Here is a 23915-nt window from a genome sequence, read left to right as displayed (position 1 = left end):
TCCCGGGGGCGCGCCGGGGGACCGACCGAGAGGAGCACACCCGTGACGGAGGCGACGTCGATGCTGCTCGCGCGGCTGCACGCGGCGGGTCTCACGGACGTCGGCGCGGTCGAGCCGGCTTCCGGGGGTCTCGCCGCGACCGCGGGTCTGGCCCGCCGCGCGGACGGCACCCCGCTGTTCGTGAAGGCGTTCGGCGAACCGCCGGCGGACGACGCCTTCGCCACCGAGGCCGAGGGGCTGAGGGTGCTGCGCGAGGCGGGCGGTGCGGTCACGCCGGAGGTGGTGCTCGCGGAGCGGGACCTGCTCGTGCTGTCGGTGCTGCGCCCCCGGCCGGACACGGAGGTGTTCTGGGAGGAGTGCGCGCACGCGGTCGCCCACCTGCACACGGCCACGGCGCACCACCGGTTCGGCTGGCACCGGGACAACTGGCTGGGCCGGCGCCGCCAGGTCAACACCTGGACCGACGACGGCTTCGAGTTCTTCGCCCGGCACCGTCTGCTGCGCTGGCTGGAGGAGCCCCGGGTCCGTGAGGCGCTGGACGCCGCCGACCGCCGCGCGCTGGAGCGGCTGTGCGACCGGCTGCCCGAGCTGCTGCCGGACCGGCCCGCCTGCCTGACCCACGGCGACCTGTGGGCGCAGAACGTGATGGCCGCCCCCGACGGCCGGCCCGCGCTGATCGACCCGGCCGTGTCGTACACCTGGGCCGAGGTGGACCTCGCCCATCTGTGGACGACCGCGCCGCCGCCCGAGGCACGGGTGTTCTTCGAGCGGTACGCGGAGCTCACCGGTCTTGACGCGGGCTGGCGGGAACGGATGCCCATCCTCCAGCTGCGTCAGCACCTGGCCGTGATCGCCCAGTTCGAGCCCGACTGGGGCGCCGCCGCACACGTACGGGCCACGCTCGCTCCGTTCCGGGAGCGCCCGTGAGACGACCGACGAGGCACGCCGGCCGCCGGGCCGCAGGGGGAGGAAGTCGCACGTGATCGACACCTACGGGGATCCCGGCACGCCCGACGGGCGCGGCGGGGCCCGCTATCTGTGGTGGCTGGTGCGCAGGCAGCCTGGGCGCTGTCTGGCGGGGGCGGTGTACGGCAGCGTGTGGATGGTGCTGCTGGCGTCCACGCCGTACCTGATGTCCCGGGCGGTGGACGACGGGCTGGGGACGGGCGACATGACGGCGCTGGCCGGCTGGGCCGGTCTGCTGGTCCTGGTGACCGCGTTCAACGCCTGGCTGGGCACGATGCGGCACCGCACGATGACGATGGTGCGGATGGACGCCAACTTCCGCACGGTGAAGGTGGTCGTCGGGCACACCGTGCGGCTGGGTGCGGCGCTGGACCGGCGGGCGGCTGCCGGGGAGGTCGTCACCATCGGCGTGGGAGACGTGCAGGTGATCGCCCAGTCCCTCACCGCCGTGGGGCCGGGAATCGGCGCGGTCGTGGCGTACGCGGCGGTGGCGGGACTGCTCCTGACGGTGTCTCCGCTGCTGGCCGCTGTGGTGCTGCTGGGGGTGCCGGTGATCGGGCTCGTGGTCGGACCGCTCGCCGGGCGGCTGCAGGGCGCGGAGACGGAGTACCGGGAGCGGCAGGGCGTGCTGACCGCGCGGATCGGGGATCTCGCGGGCGGGCTGCGGGTGCTGAGCGGGCTCGGAGGCAAGGGGCTGGTCGCGGACGCGTTCCGCCGTGACTCGGGGCGGCTGCGCGAGCAGGGCTACCGGGTGGGGGCGGTGACGAGCTGGATGCAGGCGCTGGCCGCGGGCCTGCCGACGCTGTTCCTCGCCGTGGTGACGTGGATCGCCGCCCGGCAGGCCGCGCAGGGCGACATCACCATCGGCGAACTGGTGTCGGTGTACGGGTACGTGACGGTCCTGGTGTGGCCGGTGATGTTCCTGATCGAGTGCGGCTACTACCTCAGCCGGGGCGTGGTCGCGGCGGGCCGGGTGGCGGCCCTGCTGCGGATCCAGCCGCCGCCGGACGCGGCCACCGCCGACCCGCCGGCCGAGCCCTCCACGCTGGAGGACCCGGAGTCCGGGGTGCGGGTGCTGCCGGGGCGGCTGACCGCGCTGGTCTGCGCCCGGCCGGCGGACGCGGCGGCCGTGGTGGACCGGCTGGGCCGGTACACACCGTCCGACGCCAGGTGGGGCGGGGTTCGGCTGGACGAGATCGCACCGGCCCGGGTGCGGGAGCGGATCCTGGTCGCCGAACCGGAGGCCGCGCTGTTCGCCGGCCCGCTACGCGAGGTGGTCGCGGGCCGGGGCGGGGCGTCCGACGCCCAGGTGCTGGGCGCGCTGCACGCGGCGGCCGCCGACGAGGTGGTGCGCGGGCTGCCGGACGGTCTCGACTCGGTGGTGTCCGCGCAGGGCCGCAGCCTGTCCGGCGGACAGCGGCAGCGGGTCCGGCTGGCGCGGGCGCTGCTCGCCGACCCGGAGGTGCTGCTGGCGGTGGAGCCGACCTCGGCGCTCGACGCGCACACCGAGGCCCTGGTCGCCGACCGGTTGCGCGCGGCGCGCGAGGGCCGGACGACGGTGCTGGTCACCACCTCACCACTGGTCCTGGACCGGGCCGACCGGGTCCTGTTCCTCGCCGACGGCAAGGTGACGGCGGCCGGCGCCCACCGCCGGCTGCTCGAGGACGAGCCGGAATACCGGCGCCTGGTCGCCAGGGACGCCGAACAGGACACCCCCGAGGAGGCGGCCCGATGAGCGGGGAACGACTGCCGGTGGCGGAACCGGCCGATGTACGGCGTGCCGCCGGGGAGCTGGTGCGGGCCGGCCGTGTGCTTCCCCTGACTGACGCCAAGGCACCGGCGAGCGGCGCCCACCGCCGACTGCTCGACGAGCCGGAACACCGGTGCCGGGTCGCCCAGGACTCCGAGCAGGACACCCCCGAGGAGGCGGCCCGATGAGCGGGGAACGACTGCCGGTGGCGGAACCGGCCGATGTACGGCGTGCCGCCGGGGAGCTGGCGCGGGCCGACGGGCGGGTCTTCGCGGGTGTGCTCGCGCTGAACGGCGCGGCCGCCCTCGCCGGTCTGGCCGGGCCGTGGCTGCTCGGGCGGATCGTCGACGAGGTGCGGGCGGGCGGCGGCACCGCCGTGGTGGACCGGCTGGCCCCGGTCATCCTGGCGTGCGCGGTGGCGCAGTTGCTGCTGTCCCGCTGGGCCCGTTACGTGGGCCACCGGTTCGGCGAGCGGACGCTGGCGCGGGTGCGCGAGCGGTTCGTGGACCGGGCGCTGGCGCTGCCCTCCGCCGTGGTGGAGCGGGCCGGCACCGGCGATCTGACGACGCGGGGCACGGCGGACGTGACCGCCGTCGGCACCACGCTGCGCGACGCCGGGCCCTCCCTTCTGGTCAACCTGGTGCAGTCGCTGTTCGTGATGGTCGCGATCCTGGTCGTGGACCCGCTGCTGGGCGCGCTGGGCCTGCTGTGTCTCACCCCGATCTGGCTGGTGCTGCGCTGGTACCTGCGGCGGGCCCGGGACGCGTACCTCGCCGAGGGCGCGGCCAACTCGGACGTGGCGGAGGTGGTCGCGTCGACGGCGGTGGGCGCCCGCACGGTGGAGGCGTTCCGGATGGAGGAGCGGCGGATCCGGGCGAGCCGGGAGGCGCTGGAGTCGTCCCGCCGCGCCCGTATGCGCACGCTGTTCCTGCGCTCGGTGTTCTTCCCGGTGGTCGAGCTGTCGTACATCGTGCCGGTGGCGGGGGTGCTGCTGTGCGGCGGATGGCTGCACGCGCGGGACGCGGTGAGCCTGGGCGCGGTCGTGGCGACCTCGCTGTACCTGCTGCAACTGAGCGGCCCGCTGGACGAGGTGTTGATGCGGCTGGAGCAACTCCAGTCCAGCGGCGCCTCGTTCGCACGGGTGGAGGGCCTGGCCCGGGCGCCGCGCGCGGCCGGGCGCAGCGACGCCCCCGACCCGGCGGACGACCGCATCGACGTGACCGGCGTGCGTTACGCGTACGACGGGGGCGGCGAGGTGCTGCGCGGGGTGGACCTGACGCTGACGCCGGGCGAACGGCTGGCGGTGGTCGGGCCGTCGGGCGCCGGCAAGACCACGCTGAGCCGGCTGCTGGCGGGGGTGGACGCGCCGGCCGCCGGGAGCGTGACCGTGGGCGGGGTGCCGGTGGCGGCACTGGATCCCGAGCGGCTGCGGCGGCAGGTGGTGCTGGTGACCCAGGAGCACCATGTCTTCCTGGGGTCGGTCCGGGACAATCTGCGGATCGCCGCGCCGGAGGCCGGGGACGAGGGGCTGTGGGCGGCACTGGCCGTGGTGGGCGCGGACGGCTGGGTGCGGGAGCTGCCGCGCGGGCTGGACACCGAGCTGGGCGAGGGCGGTCACCCCACCGACGGCCCCCAGGCGCAGCAACTCGCCCTGGCGCGCGTGGTGCTGGCCGACCCGCACACGCTGGTCCTCGACGAGGCGACCGCCCTGCTCGACCCGGCGACCGCCCGGCACGCGGAGCGCGCGCTGGCCGCCGTGCTGGAGGGCCGTACGGTCGTCGCCGTCGCGCACCGGCTGCACACCGCGCACGACGCGGACCGGGTGGCCGTGATGGAGGACGGCCGCCTCTCCGAACTGGGCACGCACGACACCCTGGTGGCGGCGGACGGGGTGTACGCGGCGCTGTGGCGATCGTGGCACGGGGACGGGGCGGTCGGCGGCGGGACGTAGGGCTGGGGCCGTGGTGCCGGCCGGCCCGGCCCGGGACCGGCACCAGGACCGAGGCCGTGATGCCGCCGGCCCGGGACCGGCACATGATGACGGCAGGGTCAGGACGAACACGCGGTGGCGGCGGGCCTGAGAATCGGCCCGCAGTAGCGGAAGGCCGGCGACCCGGCCGCGGGTGACGGCGGGGGTGGGGACCTGCCGATGGTGCCGACGGACCCGAGGACCGGCCGGTGGTGACGGCGGGCCCTGGGGCCGGCCGGTCACGGTGGCCGGCCCGGGGACCGGCCGACGATGCCGACCGGCCTGAGGACCCTGCCGGTGGTGCCGGCGGGCCTGAGGACCCTCCTGCCGGTGGTGGCGGCTGGCTTGAGGACCCTCCGATGGTGCCGACGGACCCGAGGACCGGCCGGTGGTGACGGCGGGCCCTGGGGCCGGCCGGTCACGGTGGCCGGCCCGGGGGCCGGCACGTGGCGGCGGGCTCAGGGACCGGCACGTGCGTGTGTGCCCAGGGATCGGCACGTGTCGATGTGCCCGGGGACCGGCAGGTGGCCGCCGAACCCGGGGTGCCGGAGCGCCGCCGTCCCGCCGCTGTCCGATGAGCGGACACCTCCTCCCGGAGACCGAACGGGATCCGGCCAACTTTCTGACGCGCTCCTGACAGAAACCGCGATCCCCTGCCACTCTTCCCACGTCCGCTTCACAGCAACCCCACAGCTTCGGCTGCCCGTTGTGCGGCGGTCACTGCTCGGAGCACTTCCGTTCTGCCCGGCCGGCTGACCCGCCGGCCGGTCTCCCCAGGCCGCGCAACCCCGCGGCCCCGCAGAAGGAGTCAGCGTTGAGAAGCAGGACGTCCCACAGACGCACCCCCCGCACCGCGCAGCGCCGCGTCGCCGCCGTCGCCCTGGCCGGCGTGGCCGCGCTGATCGCCACGGCCGTCCAGTCCGGCGCCGCCACCGCCGCCCCTGACGCGGCGACCCGGACCGCGAGCGCCGCCGCGCCCGGCTCGGAGTCGGTCAAGCTCACCCCCGCCCAGCGTGCCGCGCTGATGCGCCAGGCGGACTCCGTCAAGGCCGAGACCGCGAAGGACCTCGGTCTGGGCGCGAAGGAGAAGCTCGTCGTCCGCGACGTCCTCAAGGACCGCGACGGCACCGTGCACGTCCGCTACGAGCGCACCTACGACGGGCTGCCCGTCCTCGGCGGCGACCTCATCGTCCAGGGTGACACCGCCGGCGAGGCGGACAAGGTCGTCAAGGCGTCCCGCACCGCGGTGAAGCCCGCCACCACCGCCGCGAAGGTGCCGGCCGCGAAGGCCGAGGCGCAGGCCCTGTCCGCCGCGAAGGCCGAGAAGGCCGAAGGCGCGGACGTCGACCGGGCCCCGCGCAAGGTGATCTGGGCGGCGGACGGCAAGCCGGTCGTCGCGTACGAGACGGTGGTCGGCGGTCTCCAGCACGACGGCACCCCGCAGGAGCTGCACGTCGTCACCGACGCCACCACGGGCGAGAAGCTGTACGAGTGGCAGGCCGTGCAGAACGGCACCGGCCACACCGTCTACAGCGGCACCGTCGACCTGACGACCACCCAGTCGGGCTCGACGTACAACCTCACCGACGGCGCGCGCGGCGGGCACAAGACGTACAACCTCAACCGCGGCACCTCCGGCACCGGGACGCTGTTCTCCGGCTCCGACGACGTCTGGGGCAACGGGAGCCCCTCCAACGCGGAGTCGGCCGGCGCGGACGCCCACTACGGGGCGGCGCTGACCTGGGACTACTACAAGAACGTGCACGGCCGCAGCGGCATCCGCGGGGACGGCGTCGGCGCGTACTCCCGGGTCCACTACGGCAACAACTACGTCAACGCCTTCTGGTCGGACAGCTGCTTCTGCATGACCTACGGCGACGGCTCCGGCAACGCCAACCCGCTCACCTCGATCGACGTGGCCGCGCACGAGATGACCCACGGCCTCACCTCGAACACCGCGGGCCTGAACTACAGCGGCGAGTCCGGCGGCCTCAACGAGGCGACCAGCGACATCTTCGGCGCGACCGTCGAGTTCTACGCCAACAACTCCTCCGACGTCGGCGACTACCTCATCGGCGAGGAGATCGACATCAACGGGGACGGCACCCCGCTGCGCTACATGGACAAGCCGAGCAAGGACGGCCGGTCCAAGGACTCCTGGTACTCCGGCATCGGCTCGATCGACGTGCACTACTCGTCGGGCGTGGCGAACCACTTCTTCTACCTGCTGAGCGAGGGCAGCGGAACGAAGACCATCAACGGGGTCACCTACGACTCCCCCACCTCCGACGGCCTGCCGGTCACCGGCATCGGCCGCGCCAAGGCGGAGAAGATCTGGTTCCGCGCGCTCACCACGAAGTTCACCTCCACGACGAACTACGCGGCGGCCCGCACCGGCACCCTGGCGGCGACCGGTGAGCTGTACGGCACGGACAGCGCCGAGTACAAGGCGGTGCAGGACGCCTGGGCGGCCGTCAACGTCGGCACCCGCTCCGGCGGCCCCGGGGGCGGCGGCACCACCTTCGAGTCGACCACCGACGTGGCGATCCCGGACGCCGGCGCCGCCGTGACATCCGCGATCACCGTCACCGGCCGCACCGGCAACGCGCCGAGCAACCTCCAGGTCGCGGTGGACATCGTGCACACCTGGAGCGGTGACCTGGTCGTCGACCTGGTGGCCCCGGACGGCACCTCGTACCGCCTCCGCAACCGCACCGGCGGTTCGGCGGACAACATCAACGAGACGTACACGGTCAACGCGTCGTCGGAGACGGCCAACGGCACCTGGCAGCTGCGGGTCCAGGACGTGGCCCGCTACGACACCGGCTACATCAACGGCTGGAGCCTGACCTTCCCGTAGGCGGGCCCACCCGTCGGACGGTCTCCGTCGGACGACCCGTCGCGGCGCCGTCCCGGGTGGTTCCCACCGCCCGGAACGGCGCCGCTCTGTTCGCCGAGGGCAGCGGCGCCAGGACCGTCAACCGTGTGAGCTGCAACTCGCCCACGTACGACGGCTCCACCGTCACCGGCATGGGCCGCGCCAAGACGCTCCGGATCTGGTAGAAGGCGCTGACCGCGTACCGCGAACAGCACGGAGTACAAGGCGGTCGACGCGGCCTGAAAGGCGGTCGGCGTCAGCCGAGGCCGGCCCTCCCCCGTACCGCGCGACACCCGGAGCGCTTCGCTCCGGGTGCCGCCGGTGCGTTCGGGGCCACCGCTTAGGCTTGGGTCCCATGTCTTCGGCGGACTTCACCTACGACCACGTCGGCGCGAGCCGGGATCCCGAGTTCTGCCCTCCGGGATTTCACCACTTGAGGGAGCGCACCCGGCTCGGCGAGGGAGAGAAGGTGTTCCGGCAGGCCGTGGACGCGCTGTTCAGTTTCGAGATGCACCGGGAGATGGGGGTCGGCATCGACGCCTCGGCGGACCGTGCCGCGCCCGACGTCGGCGTCACCGTCAGCCTGGCGGGGCTGGTGAAGGCGCCGTGCCGGGTGGTGTGGGCGGCGGAGGAGTACCGCGAGGCGGGGTGGGCGTACGGGACGCTGGCGGGGCATCCGGAGAGCGGGGAGGAGGCGTTCGTCGTGCACCGTACGGGGGACGGGACGGTGTGGCTGACCGTCTCGGCGTTCAGCCGGCCGGCCCGCTGGTACGCCCGGGCTGGTGGCCCGGCCACCCGGTCCCTCCAGCACGCGTACGCCCGCCGGGCCGGCAAGACCCTCCGCCGCCTGGCGACCCGGGGCGTGGAGGACGCCTAGCAGCAGCCTGCGGGCAGTCCCCCGCGCCCCTGAAGGGCGCGCAGCCACCCGCAGCCTGCGGGCATTCGTGCCCCCCAGTGCCTTAAGGGCCTGGGAGGCACCCCCAGGGCGGCACGGGTGGGCGCTGGGGATACCCCCTCCGGGGGAGGCCCCTCCCAGCGCCGAGCAGCGCAACGCCCCCCTCCCCTCACGGCCACCGGGGTGCCGGGGCCTGTCGATCGCCGGGTGCGGACCGTTCGGTGCTGGTCGCGCAGTTCCCCGCGCCCCTGAAGGGCGCGCAGTCCGCAGCCTGCGGGCATTCGTGCTCCCTCGGCGCCTAAGGGCCTGGGAGGCGCCCCCAGGGCGGCACGGGTGGGCGCTGGGGGCACCCCCTCCGGGGGAGGCACCTCCCAGCGCCGGGCAGCGCAACGCCCCCACGGCCACCGGGGTGCCGGGGCCTGTCGATCGCCGGGTGCGGGCCGTTCGGTGCTGGGCGCGCAGTCCGCAGCCTGCGGGCATTCGTGCCCCCCAGTGCCTTAAGGGCCTGGGAGGCACCCCCAGGGCGGCACGGGTGGGCGCTGGGGGCACCCCCTCCGGAGGAGGCACCTCCCAGCGCCGAGCAGCGCAACGCCCCCACGGCCACCGGGGTGCCAAGCACTGTTCACCGCCGGGTGCGGGCCGTCGGGGGCTCGTCGCGTAGTTCCCCGCGCCCCTGCGGGGCGACTACCGCATGAGTAAGCCCGCCGCCTCCGCGACGTCCTCCGGTGGCACCGCCACCAACCCCAGCTCCGCCCCCGACGCCAGCAGCCGATGGCTCGGAAGCACCCGCACCGTGTAGCCGAACGGCCCCGTCCGGTCCAGGGACAGCGGGCCCTCGTAGACCCACTCACCCCCGGCCCCGGGCGACCCCACCGGCTTCAGCGGCACGGCGGCCGCATCCGTGATGCGATCCTCCTCGTCCACCCGCCCCGCGACGGCCTGCACCTCCACGTCCTCCGGCCGCAGGCTGCCCAGACCCACCCGCACCCGGAGGGCCAGCGTGCTGCCCAGCTCCGCGGTGGCGGAGGCCACGGACGTCTCGACGTGGTCGACGGTCACCCCGTGCCACGCACCCCGTACCGCCGCCTTCCACTCCGCGAGCTCCCGTGCGGCGTCCGCGTCCATCGCCCGGTGCGCGTGCGCGGCCGGCGTGTACAGCCGGTCCACGTACTCCCGCACCATGCGCCCGGCCAGCACCTTCGGCCCCAGCAGGCTCAGCGTCCGCCGGACCATCTCGATCCACCGGTCCGGCAGCCCGCTGCGCCCGCGCTCGTAGAAGGTGCGGGTCACCCGCTGCTCCAGCAGGTCGTACAGCGCCGCGGCCTCTATGTCGTCACGCCGGTCCGGGTCGGTCCCCGCGCCGTCCGCCGTGGGGATGGACCAGCCGAAGTCGGGCTGGAACCACTCGTCCCACCAGCCGTCCAGCACCGACAGGTTGAGCCCGCCGTTGAGCGCGGCCTTCATCCCGCTCGTGCCGCACGCCTCCAACGGCCGCAGCGGGTTGTTCAGCCAGATGTCGCAGCCGGGGTACAGCTTCTGCGCCATCGCCATGCCGTAGTCGGGCAGGAACACGATCCGGTGCCGCACCCGCGGGTCGTCGGCGAAGCGGACCAGCTCCTGGATGAGCCGCTTGCCGCCGTCGTCCGCCGGGTGGGCCTTGCCGGCGACCACGATCTGCACGGGCCGCTCGGGGTGCAGCAGCAGGTCCATCAGCCGGTCCCGGTCGCGCAGCATCAGCGTCAGCCGCTTGTACGACGGGACGCGCCGGGCGAAGCCGATGGTGAGCACGTCCGGGTCGAGGACGCCGTCGATCCAGCCCAGTTCGGCGGTGCCGGCGCCGCGCTGCCGCCAGGAGGCGCGCAGCCGTTCCCGTACCTCCAGCACCAGCAGTTCGCGCAGCGACCGGCGCAGGTCCCAGATGTCCTGGTCGGCGATGTCGGCGACGGAGTCCCAGCGGTCGGAGTCGCCGATGCTGAGCGCCTCTTCCGCTCGCTGGGTGCCGATCTGCCGGGCGCCGAGCCGGTACACCTCGGGGGCGACCCAGGTGGGCGCGTGCACCCCGTTGGTGACGGAGGTGATGGGCACCTCCTCGGGGTCGAAGCCGGGCCACAGTCCGGCGAACATCTCCCGGCTGACCTGCCCGTGCAGCAGGGAGACGCCGTTGGCCCGCTGGGCGAGGCGCAGGCCCATCACGGCCATGTTGAACAGGTTGGGCTCGCCGCCGGGGTAGGTCTCCATGCCGAGCCGCAGGATGCGGTCGACCTCCAGGTGCGGCAGCTCCGCGTGCGGGCCGAAGTGCCGGGCGACCAGTTCGCGGTCGAAGCGGTCGATGCCGGCCGGCACGGGCGTGTGCGTGGTGAACACGGTCCCGGCGCGGACCGCCTCCAGGGCCGCGTCGAAGTCGAGCCCCTCGGCGCGCAGCTCCGCCATCCGCTCCAGGCCGAGGAACCCGGCGTGCCCCTCGTTGGTGTGGAACACCTCCGGCGCCGCGTGCCCGGTGCGCCTGCAGTACGTGCGGACGGCGCGGACACCCCCTATGCCGAGGAGCATCTCCTGGAGCAGCCGGTGCTCGCTGCCGCCGCCGTAGAGCCGGTCGGTCACCCCGCGCTCGATGAGGTCGTTCTCCTCGATGTCGGAGTCGAGCAGGAGCAGCGGAATCCTGCCCACCTGGGCGACCCAGACGCGGGCGCGCAGGGAGCGGTCGCCTGGCAGGGCGAGGGTGATCCGGGCGGGGGCGCCGTCGGCCTCCTTGAGCTGGTCCAGGGGCAGCTCGTGCGGGTCGAGGACGGGGTAGTGCTCCTGCTGCCAGCCGTCCCGGGACAGGGACTGGCGGAAGTAACCGTGCCGGTAGAGCAGGCCGACGCCGATCAGCGGGGCGCCCAGGTCGCTGGCGGCCTTGAGATGGTCGCCGGCCAGGATGCCGAGCCCGCCGGAGTACTGGGGCAGGGCGGCGGTGATGCCGAACTCGGGTGAGAAGTAGGCGACGGCGGCGGGCAGCCGGCCGCTCTGCCGCTGGTACCAGCGGTCGCCGGTCATGTAGGTGTCCAGGTCGTCCGCGACCGCGGCGAGGCGGTCGAGGAAATCGCGGTCGCCGGCCAGTTCGGTGAGCCGCTCGGTCGGCACGCTGCCCAGCAGGCGCATGGGATCGCCCCCGGCCGCGGCCCAGCGTCCGGGGTCGACGGAGCGGAACAGGTCACGGGTTCCGGCGTGCCAGGACCAGCGCAGGTTGCGGGCCAGATCGCTCAGCGGCCGGAGGGGTTCGGGGAGTACGGGTCGGACGGTGAATCGACGGATAGCCTTCACAAGCCACCTCGGCGCGTTCGTGAGAGACGCGGTGTGCGTCCGGGTATCGCAGCCGACAGTACCGGCGCGGACACCGTCCGCGGGGGAAGCCGGGGGACACGGGTACCTCGCCTGCTCCGTCCAAACGATTCACCGCACGGTGGACATGGCCGATTCCGGCCCCGTGTGCCTCCTTGTCGTACTTCACACCCCGCGTCGCGCCGCCGCTCCGCGACTGTCGCGCACCGCGCGCCCCGGGCAGGCCGCCGGGCAGGACAAGAAACCGGCCGTTTCCGCCGGCCGCCGGATTCGCCCTCACGTCACCTGTGGTGTTCGCGCCCCGCACGCCCCTTCCGCCCCGCCTGTCCCACCGGTCACGTGCCGCCGCCGACGCGCGACGCGGGCACGTCGACGCGCCCCGGACGGGCGACGGGCGGCGCGTGCGGCGAAGCCGCTGGTCACCGCACGGAGCAGGCGGCGCACCCGCGGCTCGTGCCCCGTCCGCCGCGGCGCCCGCGTGCGCCGCGGCGCCGTACGCGCTTCGAAGGGCCCGCGACCGGTGGGAACGAGCCCAGCACGGGCGCGCTCCGGTCCCCCAGGGCGCCGAAGGGCTCCGGCCGGTCTTGTGTGTCGACATACGCGTGAGTAGTTAACAAAGGGCCGGATTGCCCACCCGAACGGTGTGGGAAGGCTCCTGCGGGTACACCCCACTGAGACCTCGCAGGACCCACCTCCCCACAGTCATCCGCCCACCCTCGTTGACGCGGACAGGAGCGGTCATGCCCGCCAAGCACCACTCGTCATCCCCCTCGCCGTCCGGCGCCAAGGCGTCCGCCCGCCCCGGCCCAGCGCCCGCGCGCGACCGCCCGTCCCGCACCGAGGCCGCACCGTCCCTCACACGCGCCACCGCGCCCCCGGCGGCCCCCGAGACCTCCGTGGGACGTATCCCCCTGCTGGACGTCCGGCCGCTGGTGCGGCAGGGGCGCCGGCCCGCGAAGGCCGTCGAGGGCGAGGCGTTCGAGGTGACCGCGACCGTGTTCCGGGAGGGGCACGACGCGGTCGCGGCGAACGTGGTGCTGCGCGACCCGCAGGGACGCCCCGGGCCCTTCACGCCGATGCGGGAGCTGGCGCCCGGCACGGACCGGTGGGGGGCGACCGTCACGCCGACGGGCACGGGCCTGTGGACGTACGCGGTGGAGGCGTGGGGCGACCCGGTCACCACCTGGCGGCACCACGCGCAGATCAAGGTCCCGGCGGGCATCGACACCGAGCTGGTGCTGGAGGAGGGCGCCCGGCTGCACGAGCGGGCGGCGGAACAGGTGCCCGGCCCCGGTGGCCGGGAGGTGCTGCGCGCGGCCGTGGCGGCCCTGCGTGACACGGAACGCCCGGCGGCCACCCGGCTGGCGGCGGCGTTGACGCCGGAGGTGGACGCGGTGCTGGCGAAGCACCCGTTGCGGGAGCTGGTCACCAGCAGTGAGCCGCTGCCCCTGCTCGTCGAGCGGGAGCGCGCCCTGTTCGGGTCCTGGTACGAGTTCTTCCCCCGGTCCGAGGGCACGCCCGAGCAGCCGCACGGCACCTTCGAGACGGCCGCGCGCCGGCTCCCGGCGATCGCCGCGATGGGCTTCGACGTCGTCTACCTGCCCCCCATCCACCCGATCGGCACCACCTTCCGCAAGGGCCCGAACAACACCCTGGACGCCGGCCCGGACGACGTGGGCGTGCCGTGGGCCATCGGCTCCCCCGAGGGCGGCCACGACGCGGTGCATCCGCGCCTGGGCACGCTGGAGGACTTCACCCGGTTCGTGGACCGCGCCCGGGACCTGGGCATGGAGGTCGCCCTCGACTTCGCCCTCCAGTGCTCGCCGGACCACCCGTGGGTGCACAAGCACCCCGAGTGGTTCCACCACCGCCCCGACGGCTCCATCGCGTACGCGGAGAACCCGCCGAAGAAGTACCAGGACATCTACCCGATCGCGTTCGACGCCGACATGGACGGCCTGGTCAGAGAGACCTGCCGGATCCTTCGGCACTGGATGGACGCCGGGGTGCGGATCTTCCGGGTGGACAACCCGCACACCAAGCCCGTCGTGTTCTGGGAACGCGTCATCGGGGAGATCAACGCCGGCGACCCCGACGTCATCTTCCTGGCGGAGGCCTTCACCCGCCCGGCGATGATGCACACCCTGGCCCAGATCGGCTTCCAGCAGTCCTACACCTACTTCACCTGGCGGAACACCAAGCAGGAACTGACGGAGTACCTGACCGAACTGTCGGGGGAGGCCGCCTCCTACATGCGGCCCAACTTCTTCGCCAACACCCCCGACATCCTGCACGCCTACCTCCAGCACGGCGGCCGGCCCGCCTTCGAGGTCCGCGCCGTCCTCGCCGCCACCCTCTCCCCCGCCTGGGGCATCTACAGCGGCTACGAACTGTGCGAGAACACCCCGCTGCGCGACGGCAGCGAGGAGTACCTCGACAGCGAGAAGTACCAGCTCAAACCCCGCGACTGGGAAGCCGCCGCACGCGAGGGCCGCACCATCGCCCCTCTGATCACCCGCCTCAACACCATCCGCCGGGAGAACCCCGCCCTGCGGCAGCTGCGCGACCTCCACTTCCACCAGGCGGACAAGGAGGAGGTCATCGCCTACTCGAAGCGGCGGGACGGCAACACGGTGCTCGTGGTCGCCAATCTCGACACCCGGCACACCCAGGAGGCGACGGTCTCGTTGGACATGCCGCAACTCGGCCTGGACTGGCACGAGTCGGTGCCGGTGCGCGACGAGCTCACCGGCGAGACCTATCAATGGGGCAGCGCCAACTATGTGCGTCTCGGTCCGGGCGGGGCACATGTACTCGTCGTCGGCGGGAGGTCCGGGGACGGGCCTCCCGGGACGCACAGCACGGTTCTGCGACCGTCCACCCCGCAGATCGGAGGGTCATCCGCCACATGAGCGTCAACGAACCCGTCCCGGACACCTTCGAAGACACCCCCGCCAAGGACCGGGACCCCGACTGGTTCAAACGCGCCGTCTTCTACGAGGTCCTCGTCCGCTCCTTCCAGGACAGCAACGGGGACGGCATCGGTGATCTGAAAGGTCTGACCGCCAAGCTGGACTACCTGCAGTGGCTGGGCGTCGACTGTCTGTGGCTGCCGCCGTTCTTCAAGTCGCCGCTGCGCGACGGCGGGTACGACGTCGCCGACTACACCGCCGTGCTGCCCGAGTTCGGCGACCTCGCCGACTTCGTGGAGTTCGTCGACTCCGCCCATCAGCGCGGCATGCGCGTGATCATCGACTTCGTCATGAACCACACCAGCGACCAGCACCCGTGGTTCCAGGAGTCCAGGCGCGACCCCGACGGTCCGTACGGCGACTACTACGTGTGGGCCGACGACGACAAGCAGTTCCAGGACGCCCGCATCATCTTCGTCGACACCGAGGCGTCGAACTGGACGTACGACCCCGTACGCAAGCAGTACTACTGGCACCGCTTCTTCTCGCACCAGCCGGACCTGAACTACGAGAACCCGGCCGTGCAGGAGGAGATGATCTCCGCGCTGAAGTTCTGGCTGGACCTCGGGATCGACGGGTTCCGGCTGGACGCGGTGCCGTACCTGTACCAGGAGGAGGGGACGAACTGCGAGAACCTCCCGGCGACGCACGCGTTCCTCAAGCGGGTCCGCAAGGAGATCGACACCCAGTACCCCGACACCGTCCTCCTCGCCGAGGCCAACCAATGGCCCGAGGACGTCGTCGACTACTTCGGCGACTACACCGCCGGCGGCGACGAATGCCACATGGCCTTCCACTTCCCCGTCATGCCCCGCATCTTCATGGCCGTCCGCCGCGAGTCCCGCTACCCCGTCTCCGAAATCCTCGCCAAGACCCCCGCCATCCCCTCCGGCTGCCAGTGGGGCATCTTCCTGCGCAACCACGACGAGCTCACCCTGGAGATGGTCACCGACGAGGAACGCGACTACATGTGGGCCGAATACGCCAAAGACCCCCGCATGCGCGCCAACATCGGCATCCGCCGCCGCCTCGCCCCCCTCCTCGACAACGACCGCAACCAGATCGAACTCTTCAACGCCCTCCTGCTGTCCCTGCCCGGCTCGCCGATCATCTACTACGGCGACGAGATCGGCATGGGCGACAACATCTGGCTCGGCGACCGCGACGCCGTCCGCACCCCCATGCAGTGGACCCCCGACCGCAACGCCGGCTTCTCCTCCTCCGACCCCGGCCGCCTCTACCTGCCGACGATCATGGACCCGGTCTACGGCTACCAGGTCACCAGCGTCGAAGCCTCCATGGCCTCACCCTCCAGCCTGCTCCACTGGACCCGGCGCATGATCGAGATCCGCAAGCAGAACCCCGCGTTCGGCCTCGGCTCCTACACCGAACTGCCCTCCTCCAACCCCGCCGTCCTCGCCTTCCTCCGCGAGTACGAGGACGACCTGGTCCTCTGCGTCAACAACTTCTCCCGCTTCGCGCAGCCCACGGAGCTGGATCTCAGCGCCTTCGAGGGGCGGCACCCGGTGGAGCTGTTCGGCGGGGTGCGGTTCCCGGCCGTCGGCGAGCTGCCGTACCTGATGACGCTCGGGGGGCACGGCTTCTACTGGTTCCGGCTCCGGAAGGACGCCGCGTAGAACCCGGGGCGGGGCGGTTTCCCCCGCCCCGCCCGGGGCACGCATGAGTAACACCCCGCCCACCGGCGGCGCCCCGTGGCGCGCCGACAGAGGGGAAAGGACGCGACGCCATGTCGGAAGCCGTCACACGCACCGTCACGACCCCGCCCGGCCTCCTTGCGTCACTGGATCCACTGTTGCGGGAGTGGCTGCCGAGACAGCGGTGGTTCGCCGGGAAGGGCCGCCCGGTCACCGGGTTCGACCTGGTCGCGGCCACCGAGCTGTTGCCGGCCGGTGGCAAGCTCGGCCTCTACCACCTGCTGGTGCGCGCCCATCAGCCCCTCCAGCCCGGCCATGTCGGGCACGAGCAGCCGGGCGACTGCTACCAGCTGTTCATAGGCGTGCGCGAGGCGCTGCCGCCCCGGCTGGCGCCCGCGCTGATCGGTCATGTGTCGCAGGGCCCCCTGGCCGGACGGACGGTCTACGAGGCCCTGCACGACACCCGGCCCGCCGATCTGCTCCTTGAGGCCCTGCGCACCCAGGCCCGGATCGGCGGGCTTCGCTTCGAGCGCGACCCGCGCCAGGAGATACGGCCCGGGCTGGTGCCGCGACTGATGACCGCCGAGCAGTCGAACTCGTCCGTCGTCTACGGCGACACGTTCATCCTGAAACTGATGCGCCGGGTGGTGCCCGGCATCAACCCCGACCTGGAGCTGCCGCTGGCGCTGGCCCGCGAGGGCTGTCCCCGGGTGCCCCCGCCGACGGCGTGGCTGGTCGCCGACGCCGAGGACACGGCCGGGCCGTCGCACACGGCCGAGCCGTACGTCCTGGGTGTGCTCCAGCCGTTCGTGCAGGGCGCCACCGACGGCTGGGAGCTGGCGCTGCGGGAGCTGGCCAAGGGCGAGGACTTCGCCGCCGAGGCGCGGGCCATCGGGCGGGCCACCGCCGAGGTGCACACCGCGCTGGCGCGCGCCCTGCCCGCGGTCACCCTGGGTCATGCGCAGATGCGCGCCCTCGTCGACGGCATGACCGAGCGGCTGGAGACGGCCGTGCACGCGGTGCCCGCGCTGCGGCCGTACGCGGAGGATCTGCGCTCGGCGTACACCGCGCTGGACGACCTCGCGTCCGAGGGCCGCACCTGGACCGCCCAACGGGTCCACGGCGACCTGCACCTCGGGCAGTGCCTGCGCTCCCCGGCCGGCATCTGGTCGCTCATCGACTTCGAGGGGGAGCCGGCCCGGCCGCTGGCCGAGCGCCGGATGCCGCAGCCGGCCGTGCGGGACGTGGCGGGCATGCTGCGCTCCTTCGACTACGCGGCGCGCACGACGGACCCGCCGCAGCCCGACTGGGCCACCCACTGCCGGGCGGCCTACTGCGCCGGGTACGCGGAGGCCGCAGGCCGCGACCCGCGTACCGAGCCGGTGCTGCTGCGCGCGTACGAGACCGACAAGGCGGTCTACGAAGCGGTCTACGAGGCCCGGCACCGCCCCGACTGGCTGCCCGTGCCGATGGCGGCGCTGCACCGGCTCGCCTCGGCCGACCCGACCTGATCCACCCGACCCGCGTCCAGGAGGCTTCGCCCGTGACCCCCCGCCCCGAGTCCAGCGGTCCGTTCCCGGAACAGCCGGCCGACCGGCGGCACACCGAGCCACCGGCGCCCGCGCGGAAGAAGACGCCCGCGAAGAAGCAGCCCGCTTCGGCCGCGACGGAGAAGCCCGCCGCGCGCAAGACGCCCTCGAAGAAGACGGCCGCCGCCTCCCGGAGCGCGCCGGCGGCGAAGGCCACGGTGCGGAAGGCCGCCGCCGAGAAGGCGACGGCGAGGAAGACGGCCGGCAGGAGGCAGGCCGGTTCGGCACCGGCGGGCACGACGCCGTCTGGGAAGACTCCGGCCGACAGGGCTCCCGCCGTGGAGGAGGCCCCGGGCGGGACGACGGCGCCTGCCGGGCCGGCGGTCCCCGGGGCCACGCCCACCGGGACGGGTGACGCGCAACGGGCGCCGGGGGGTCGAAAGGCCGCCGGGACCCGCGGCCGTGGCGCCACGCGGACGACACCGGGGCCTTCGACACCGGCAGCGTCGACGGACCCCGTGCCGGAGGACGCCCAACGGCTCGCCCCGCCGGAGGCGGAGATCGCCGTCTCCCCCGCCGTGGACGCCGGCGACCGGGAGCGGCTGCTGCACGGGACCCATCACGCGCCGCACTCCGTGCTGGGCGCGCACCCCGTGCCGGGCGGGATCGCCTTCCGGGCGTTCCGGCCGTACGCGCGGGCGGTGACCGTGGTGTCCGGCGGCATGACCGTCGGCCTGCACGACGACGGCGACGGCTTCTTCTCCGGGCTGCTGCCGCTGCGGGAGGTCCCGGCGTACCGGCTGCGCGTCGCGTACGAGGGGACCGAGGTGGAGACGGAGGACGCCTACCGCTTCCTGCCGACGCTGGGCGAGCTGGACCTGCATCTGATCGGCGAGGGCCGGCACGAGGAGCTGTGGACGGTGCTGGGCGCCCATCCGACGGCCCACCAGGGGGTGAGCGGCACCCGCTTCTCGGTGTGGGCGCCGAACGCGCTCGGGGTGCGGGTCGCGGGCTCGTTCAACTTCTGGGACGGCACCGGCTTCCCGATGCGCTCGCTGGGCTCGTCCGGGGTGTGGGAGCTGTTCGTGCCGGGGATCGGCGAGGGTGAGCTGTACAAGTTCGAGATCACCCGCCCCGACGGCTCGAAGACCCTGCGCGCCGACCCGATGGCCCGCCGCACGGAGGTGCCCCCGGCCACCTCGTCGATCGTCACGTCGTCGCGGTACGAGTGGGGCGACGCGCAGTGGCTGGAGCGGCGGGCGGAGGTGCCCGCGCACCGGGCGCCGCTCTCCGTGTACGAGGTGCACCTGCCGTCGTGGCGGCCGGGGCTCACCTACCGGCAGCTCGCCGAGCAGCTGCCCGCGTACGTGAAGGACCTGGGCTTCACGCACGTCGAGCTGATGCCGGTCGCCGAGCACCCCTTCGGCGGGTCGTGGGGCTACCAGGTCACCGGGTTCTACGCGCCGACCGCCCGGCTCGGCACCCCGGACGACTTCAGGTACCTGGTGGACGCCCTGCACCGGGCGGGGATCGGCGTGATCATGGACTGGGTGCCGGCGCACTTCCCGCGTGACGAGTGGGCGCTGGCCGAGTTCGACGGCCGCCCGCTGTACGAGCACTCCGATCCGCTGCGCGCCGCGCACCCCGACTGGGGCACCCTGGAGTTCGACTTCGGGCGGCGCGAGGTGCGCAACTTCCTGGTGGCCAACGCCCTGTACTGGTGCGAGGAGTTCCACATCGACGGGCTGCGGGTCGACGCGGTCGCCTCCATGCTCTACCTGGACTACTCGCGCGAGCCCGGCCAGTGGACGCCGAACGAGCACGGCGGCCGGGAGAACCTGGACGCGGTGGCGTTCCTGCAGGAGATGAACGCCACCGTGTACCGCAGGGTGCCGGGGGTCGTGACGATCGCCGAGGAGTCCACCGCCTGGGACGGCGTCACCCGCGCCACCCACCACCGCGGCCCGAGCGGCTTCGGCGGGCTGGGCTTCGGGCTGAAGTGGAACATGGGCTGGATGCACGACTCGCTGGAGTACATGAGCCACGAGCCGGTGCACCGCCGGTACCACCACGGCGAGATGACGTTCTCGATGGTGTACGCGTACAGCGAGAACTACGTGCTGCCGATCTCCCACGACGAGGTGGTGCACGGCAAGCGGTCCCTGGTGTCGAAGATGCCCGGCGACTGGTGGCGCCGGCGCGCCGACCTGCGCGCCTACCTGGGCTTCATGTGGGCCCACCCCGGCAAGCAACTCCTCTTCATGGGGCAGGAGTTCGCGCAGGGCGCGGAGTGGTCGGAGGCGCACGGCCCCGACTGGTGGCTGCTCGACCCGCACTACGGCGCGGAGGCCGACCACCGCGGCGTGCGGGACCTGGTGCGCGACCTCAACACCGTCTACCGGGCCAGCCCGGCGCTGTGGCAGTACGACACCGAGCCGGCCGGCTTCCGCTGGGTGACCGGGGACGCCGCCGACGACAACGTGCTGGCGTTCCTGCGGTACGACGCCGACGGCTCGCCGCTGCTCGCGGTGTCCCACTTCGCGCCCGTGGTGCGGCACGACTACCGCATCGGCGTCCCGGACGACGTGCCCGCCTGGCACGAGGCCCTGAACACCGACGCGGCCCGCTACGGCGGCTCCGACGTCCCCAACCCCGACACGGTGAAGCCGGAGCCGCAGGGGTGGCACGGCCTGCCGGCGAGCATCCGGCTGACCCTGCCGCCCCTGGCGACGGTGTGGCTGCGCCCGGCGTGACGGCGGGCGGGCGGTCTACGCGAGCGCCTCGGCCAGCGGCTCCGGGAGCGGCTCGGTGTGCAGCACGCCGAGCCGCTGGGTGGCGCGGGTGAGCGCCACGTACAGGTCGCTGGTGCCGTAGCGGCCCGGCTCGACCACCAGGACCGAGTCGAACTCGAGTCCCTTGGCCTGGCGCGGGTCGAGGAGCACCACCTGGTGGGTGAGGTCCGGCTCGGCGCCCGCCGTGACCCCGTCCAGGCGGGCGGCCAGGGCGCGGTGCAGCTCGCGGGGGGCGATGACCGCGAGACGGCCCTCCTCGGGGGTGAGCTCCTCGACCGCCTCGGCGGTGGCGGCGGGCAGGTCCGCGGCGGCGCGGGCCCACGGCTTCACCCCGGTGGCGCGGACCGAGCTGGGCGGCTCGAAGCCGGGGTGAGCGTCCCGGACCACGGCGGCGGCGACCTCCATGACCTCCGCCGGGGTGCGGTAATTGACGCCGAGCCGGTGGTGCTCCCAGCGGTCCTCGACGTACGGGGCGAGGATGCCCTCCCAGGAGCCGACGCCGCCCGCCTCCGAGGTCTGCGCCGGGTCGCCGACCAGCGTCATCGACCGGGTGGGGCTGCGCCGCATCAGCAGCCGCCACGCCATCGGGGAGAGCTCCTGCGCCTCGTCCACGATGATGTGGCCGAACGCCCAGGTGCGGTCGGCGGCGGCACGCTCGGCGGCGCTGCGGTGGTCGTCCTCCTCGTGCCGTTCGGCGAACCGCTCGGCGTCGATGATGTCGTGCGCGGACAGCACCTCGGAGGACTCGGGGTCGCCCTCCTCCTTGTCCTCGAACTCGAAGGTCCGGGAGGCGTAGGAGACGTCCAGCACGCCCTGGGCGTAGGCGATCTGCCGCTGCCGCTCGCGTTCGGCGCGCTCGCGGGCCAGGCGGTCGTCCTCGCCGAGGAGTTCGGCGGCCTCGTCGAGCAGCGGCACGTCGGAGACGGTCCAGTGCCGGGTGACGGGGCGGCGGATCGCGGCGGCTTCCTCGTCGGGGAGGTAGCCCTCGGGGGCGGCGAGGAAGTCCGCGACCAGGCGCTGCGGGGTGATGCGCGGCCAGAGCTGGTCGATCGCGGACCACACCTCGGGGTTCTCGGCCAGCTCGTCGCGGATCTGGGTGATGTCGCTCGGGTCGAGCAGGTTGGACCCGTCGTACGGGTCGGTGCCGATGCGTTCGGCGAGCATGTCGGTGAGCGTGTTGAGGATGTGTCCCTCGAAGTGCTCGCGGGCGAGGTTGTGCGGCAGCTTCGTGGCGCGGGTGCGCTCCCGGGCGACGTTCACCAGGCCGTCGTCGAGCATCAGGACCTCGCGGTCGTGCTCGATGGCGATGACCGGGTCGGGCAGCGCCTGCCGGTCGCGGACGTACTCCGCGAGCACGCCGGCCATCTCCGCCCGCCCCTTGACGGCGGCGGCCTCCGGGGCGTCCGTACGGGTGGTCCGCACGCCCGGGAACAGCTCGCCGACGGTCGCGAGGAGCACCCCGGTCTCACCGAGGCTGGGCAGCACCTCGCCGATGTAGCCGAGGAACGCCGGGTTGGGTCCGACGATCAGCACGGCGCGGCGGGCGAGCAGTTCACGGTGCTCGTAGAGCAGGTACGCGGCCCGGTGCAGGGCGACGGCGGTCTTGCCGGTGCCGGGGCCGCCCTCGACCACCATGACGCCCCGGTGCGGGGCGCGGATGATGCGGTCCTGGTCCGCTTGGATGGTGCGGACGATGTCGCCCATGCGGCCGGTGCGGGCGGAGTTCAGGGCGGCGAGCAGCACGGCGTCGCCGGTGGGGTCCTCGTGGCCGGTGCGGGTGTCGTCGCCGAGGTCGAGGATCTCGTCGTGCAGGTCGGTGACCCGGCGGCCCTCGGTGGCGATGTGCCGGCGGCGGCGCAGCCCCATCGGGGTATGACCGGTGGCCAGATAGAACGGGCGGGCGACGTCGGCCCGCCAGTCGATGAGGAGCGGGGTGAGCTCGTCGTCGTCGGCGCGCAGGCCGATGCGTCCGATGTGGTGGGTCTGCCCCGAGGCGAGGTCGATGCGGCCGAAGCAGAGGGAGCCGTCCACCGCGTTCAGCGCGGCGAGCAGCCCGGAGCGTTCGGCGACCAGGATGTCCCGCTCCAGCCGGGCCTGCCGGGGTGTGTGCCCCTGGGCGAGGGCGTCCGCCACACCGGCCTCGGCGTCGCCCCGCAGGACGTCCACCCGTGCGTACAGTCCGTCGATGAATTCCTGTTCCTGCCGCAATTCATCGTCCGGATATTCGGTGTTTGACAATTCCACTCCCGCCCGGATATACTGTGCTCACTGAACTTCTTCGCGACTTCTCATAACGAAGGCGTGAATCAACGAATATACGCAAGGAAAACCCCCGGGCGCAATTACCCGGGGGTTTTCTTCGTGCGGTGCGGAGGGCGGCGGGTCAGAGCACGTCGCGCAGTTCCTCCCGCAGCCGCCGGCCCGGCCGCGCGCCGACCATGGAGCGCAGCGGCTCACCGTCGCGGAACACCATGAAGGTCGGCATCGACAGCACCTTGTACGCGTTGGTCGTGGCCGGATTGCGGTCCACGTTCAGCTGGACCACCTTCAGCCGGCCTTCCTCCGCCGCGGCCAGCTCACGCAGCACCGGCGCCATCTGCCGGCACGGCGGGCACCAGTCGGCGGTGAACTCCACCAGCACCGGAAGCCCGGCGCCCAGCACCTCCTCCGCGAAATCCGCGTCGGTCACCTCGGGCACGCCGCTCATCGCGGTCCCCCTCCCAGTTCGCACTCCGGTACCGGACCACCCGGGACCGCCGCGTCGGCGGCCAACGCCGCACGGGCCGCCTCCGCCCTCGCCAGCTGCCGCCCGACCTGCTCCCGCACCGCGCCCAGCTCGGCGATGAGCGTGTCGAGCTCGCCGAGCTTGCGCCGGTAGACCTGGAGCGAGGCAGGGCAGGAGTCGCCCTCGGGGTGCCCGGCGCGCAGGCACTCCACGAACGGCCGGGTCTCCTCCAGGCCGAACCCGAAGTCCTGGAGCGTGCGGATCTGCCGCAGCAGCCTCAGGTCGGACTCGTCGTACGTCCGGTGTCCGTTCCCGTTCCGCCGTGCGGGCAGCAGCCCGCGGGACTCGTAGTACCGCAGCGTCCGCGTCGTGGTCCCGGCGCGTGCGGCCAGCTCGCCGATTCGCATGCCGTCGAACGTAGAGCTTGACGCGGGCGTCAGGGCAAGGGCGGGGGCCGGGGACG

General features: G+C 73.5%; 14 protein-coding genes and 1 pseudogene. 11 read left to right on the top strand and 4 right to left on the bottom strand.

Features of this window, described 5'->3' with window-relative positions:
* The first annotated feature begins 42 nt into the window (after positions 1 to 42).
* From MTR79_RS06575 to MTR79_RS06545, 7 genes and pseudogenes are all read left to right on the top strand, one after another.
* A complete protein-coding gene (locus MTR79_RS06575; RefSeq protein ID WP_244789531.1) occupies positions 43 to 927 on the top strand; it encodes a fructosamine kinase family protein in 885 nt (294 codons plus the stop codon).
* A gap of 52 nt (positions 928 to 979) precedes the next feature.
* Positions 980 to 2701: an ABC transporter ATP-binding protein gene (locus MTR79_RS06570; protein ID WP_244789530.1), complete on the top strand. Its 1722-nt coding sequence runs from the start codon at positions 980 to 982 to the stop codon at positions 2699 to 2701.
* Positions 2698 to 2904 (top strand): hypothetical protein, encoded by a 207-nt coding sequence (locus MTR79_RS06565; protein ID WP_244789529.1) that lies wholly within the window; start codon positions 2698 to 2700, stop codon positions 2902 to 2904. The genes MTR79_RS06570 and MTR79_RS06565 overlap by 4 nt, the downstream gene beginning before the upstream one ends.
* Positions 2901 to 4667 carry an ABC transporter ATP-binding protein gene (locus tag MTR79_RS06560; protein WP_244789528.1) on the top strand — a complete coding sequence of 589 codons (1767 nt, stop codon included), beginning with the start codon at positions 2901 to 2903 and terminating at the stop codon, positions 4665 to 4667. The genes MTR79_RS06565 and MTR79_RS06560 overlap by 4 nt, the downstream gene beginning before the upstream one ends.
* 832 nt (positions 4668 to 5499) lie before the next feature.
* A complete protein-coding gene (locus tag MTR79_RS06555; RefSeq protein WP_086699707.1) occupies positions 5500 to 7545 on the top strand; it encodes a M4 family metallopeptidase in 2046 nt (681 codons plus the stop codon).
* An 86-nt stretch (positions 7546 to 7631) separates the two neighbouring features.
* Positions 7632 to 7806, top strand: a pseudogene (locus MTR79_RS06550) (peptidase M4 family protein); the annotation flags it as partial.
* 112 nt (positions 7807 to 7918) lie between these two features.
* A complete protein-coding gene (locus tag MTR79_RS06545; RefSeq protein WP_086699709.1) occupies positions 7919 to 8440 on the top strand; it encodes a DUF1990 domain-containing protein in 522 nt (173 codons plus the stop codon).
* 702 nt (positions 8441 to 9142) lie between these two features.
* Here the strand turns inward: MTR79_RS06545 and MTR79_RS06540 are convergent.
* Positions 9143 to 11761 carry a glycosyltransferase family 1 protein gene (locus MTR79_RS06540; RefSeq protein WP_244789527.1) on the bottom strand — a complete coding sequence of 873 codons (2619 nt, stop codon included), beginning with the start codon at positions 11759 to 11761 and terminating at the stop codon, positions 9143 to 9145.
* 758 nt (positions 11762 to 12519) lie between these two features.
* Here MTR79_RS06540 and MTR79_RS06535 point away from each other — a divergent pair.
* From MTR79_RS06535 to glgB, 4 genes are all read left to right on the top strand, one after another.
* Entirely contained in the window at positions 12520 to 14691 is a 2172-nt protein-coding gene (locus MTR79_RS06535; protein WP_244789526.1) for an alpha-1,4-glucan--maltose-1-phosphate maltosyltransferase, read from the top strand.
* Positions 14688 to 16388: a maltose alpha-D-glucosyltransferase gene (treS, locus tag MTR79_RS06530; RefSeq protein WP_114874847.1), complete on the top strand. Its 1701-nt coding sequence runs from the start codon at positions 14688 to 14690 to the stop codon at positions 16386 to 16388. The genes MTR79_RS06535 and treS overlap by 4 nt, the downstream gene beginning before the upstream one ends.
* A gap of 110 nt (positions 16389 to 16498) precedes the next feature.
* Positions 16499 to 17917 carry a maltokinase gene (locus tag MTR79_RS06525; protein ID WP_086702117.1) on the top strand — a complete coding sequence of 473 codons (1419 nt, stop codon included), beginning with the start codon at positions 16499 to 16501 and terminating at the stop codon, positions 17915 to 17917.
* 536 nt (positions 17918 to 18453) lie between these two features.
* Complete coding sequence (gene glgB / locus MTR79_RS06520) at positions 18454 to 20688, top strand: 1,4-alpha-glucan branching enzyme (protein WP_244789525.1); 2235 nt, start codon at positions 18454 to 18456, stop codon at positions 20686 to 20688.
* Between the two features lie 15 nt (positions 20689 to 20703).
* Here the strand turns inward: glgB and MTR79_RS06515 are convergent, their stop codons facing one another.
* From MTR79_RS06515 to MTR79_RS06505, 3 genes are all read right to left on the bottom strand, one after another.
* Positions 20704 to 22935, bottom strand: a complete 2232-nt coding sequence (locus MTR79_RS06515) for an AAA family ATPase (RefSeq protein WP_244793077.1) — start codon at positions 22933 to 22935, stop codon at positions 20704 to 20706.
* A gap of 175 nt (positions 22936 to 23110) precedes the next feature.
* Positions 23111 to 23434, bottom strand: a complete 324-nt coding sequence (locus MTR79_RS06510) for a thioredoxin family protein (protein ID WP_048459272.1) — start codon at positions 23432 to 23434, stop codon at positions 23111 to 23113.
* The gene (locus MTR79_RS06505; protein WP_048459271.1) at positions 23431 to 23859 is read right to left on the bottom strand and encodes a MerR family transcriptional regulator; all 429 of its coding nucleotides are present in this window, start codon (positions 23857 to 23859) and stop codon (positions 23431 to 23433) included. The genes MTR79_RS06510 and MTR79_RS06505 overlap by 4 nt, the downstream gene beginning before the upstream one ends.
* Positions 23860 to 23915: the final 56 nt, after the last annotated feature.

The sequence above is a fragment of the Streptomyces sp. BJ20 genome, assembly GCF_022869105.1.
GTDB lineage: Bacteria > Actinomycetota > Actinomycetes > Streptomycetales > Streptomycetaceae > Streptomyces > Streptomyces griseoincarnatus.
Note: the sequence above shows the minus strand (reverse complement) of the source record. Positions and strands in the feature narration are given on the sequence as shown.

Coding starts and splice junctions, on each gene's coding strand:
- MTR79_RS06545 (WP_086699709.1), top strand. CDS start 7,919: ATGTCTTCGGCGGACTTCACCTACGACCACGTCGGCGCGAGCCGGGAT.
- MTR79_RS06505 (WP_048459271.1), bottom strand. CDS start 23,859: ATGCGAATCGGCGAGCTGGCCGCACGCGCCGGGACCACGACGCGGACG.
- MTR79_RS06525 (WP_086702117.1), top strand. CDS start 16,499: ATGTCGGAAGCCGTCACACGCACCGTCACGACCCCGCCCGGCCTCCTT.
- treS (WP_114874847.1), top strand. CDS start 14,688: ATGAGCGTCAACGAACCCGTCCCGGACACCTTCGAAGACACCCCCGCC.
- MTR79_RS06535 (WP_244789526.1), top strand. CDS start 12,520: ATGCCCGCCAAGCACCACTCGTCATCCCCCTCGCCGTCCGGCGCCAAG.
- MTR79_RS06565 (WP_244789529.1), top strand. CDS start 2,698: ATGAGCGGGGAACGACTGCCGGTGGCGGAACCGGCCGATGTACGGCGT.
- MTR79_RS06560 (WP_244789528.1), top strand. CDS start 2,901: ATGAGCGGGGAACGACTGCCGGTGGCGGAACCGGCCGATGTACGGCGT.
- MTR79_RS06510 (WP_048459272.1), bottom strand. CDS start 23,434: ATGAGCGGCGTGCCCGAGGTGACCGACGCGGATTTCGCGGAGGAGGTG.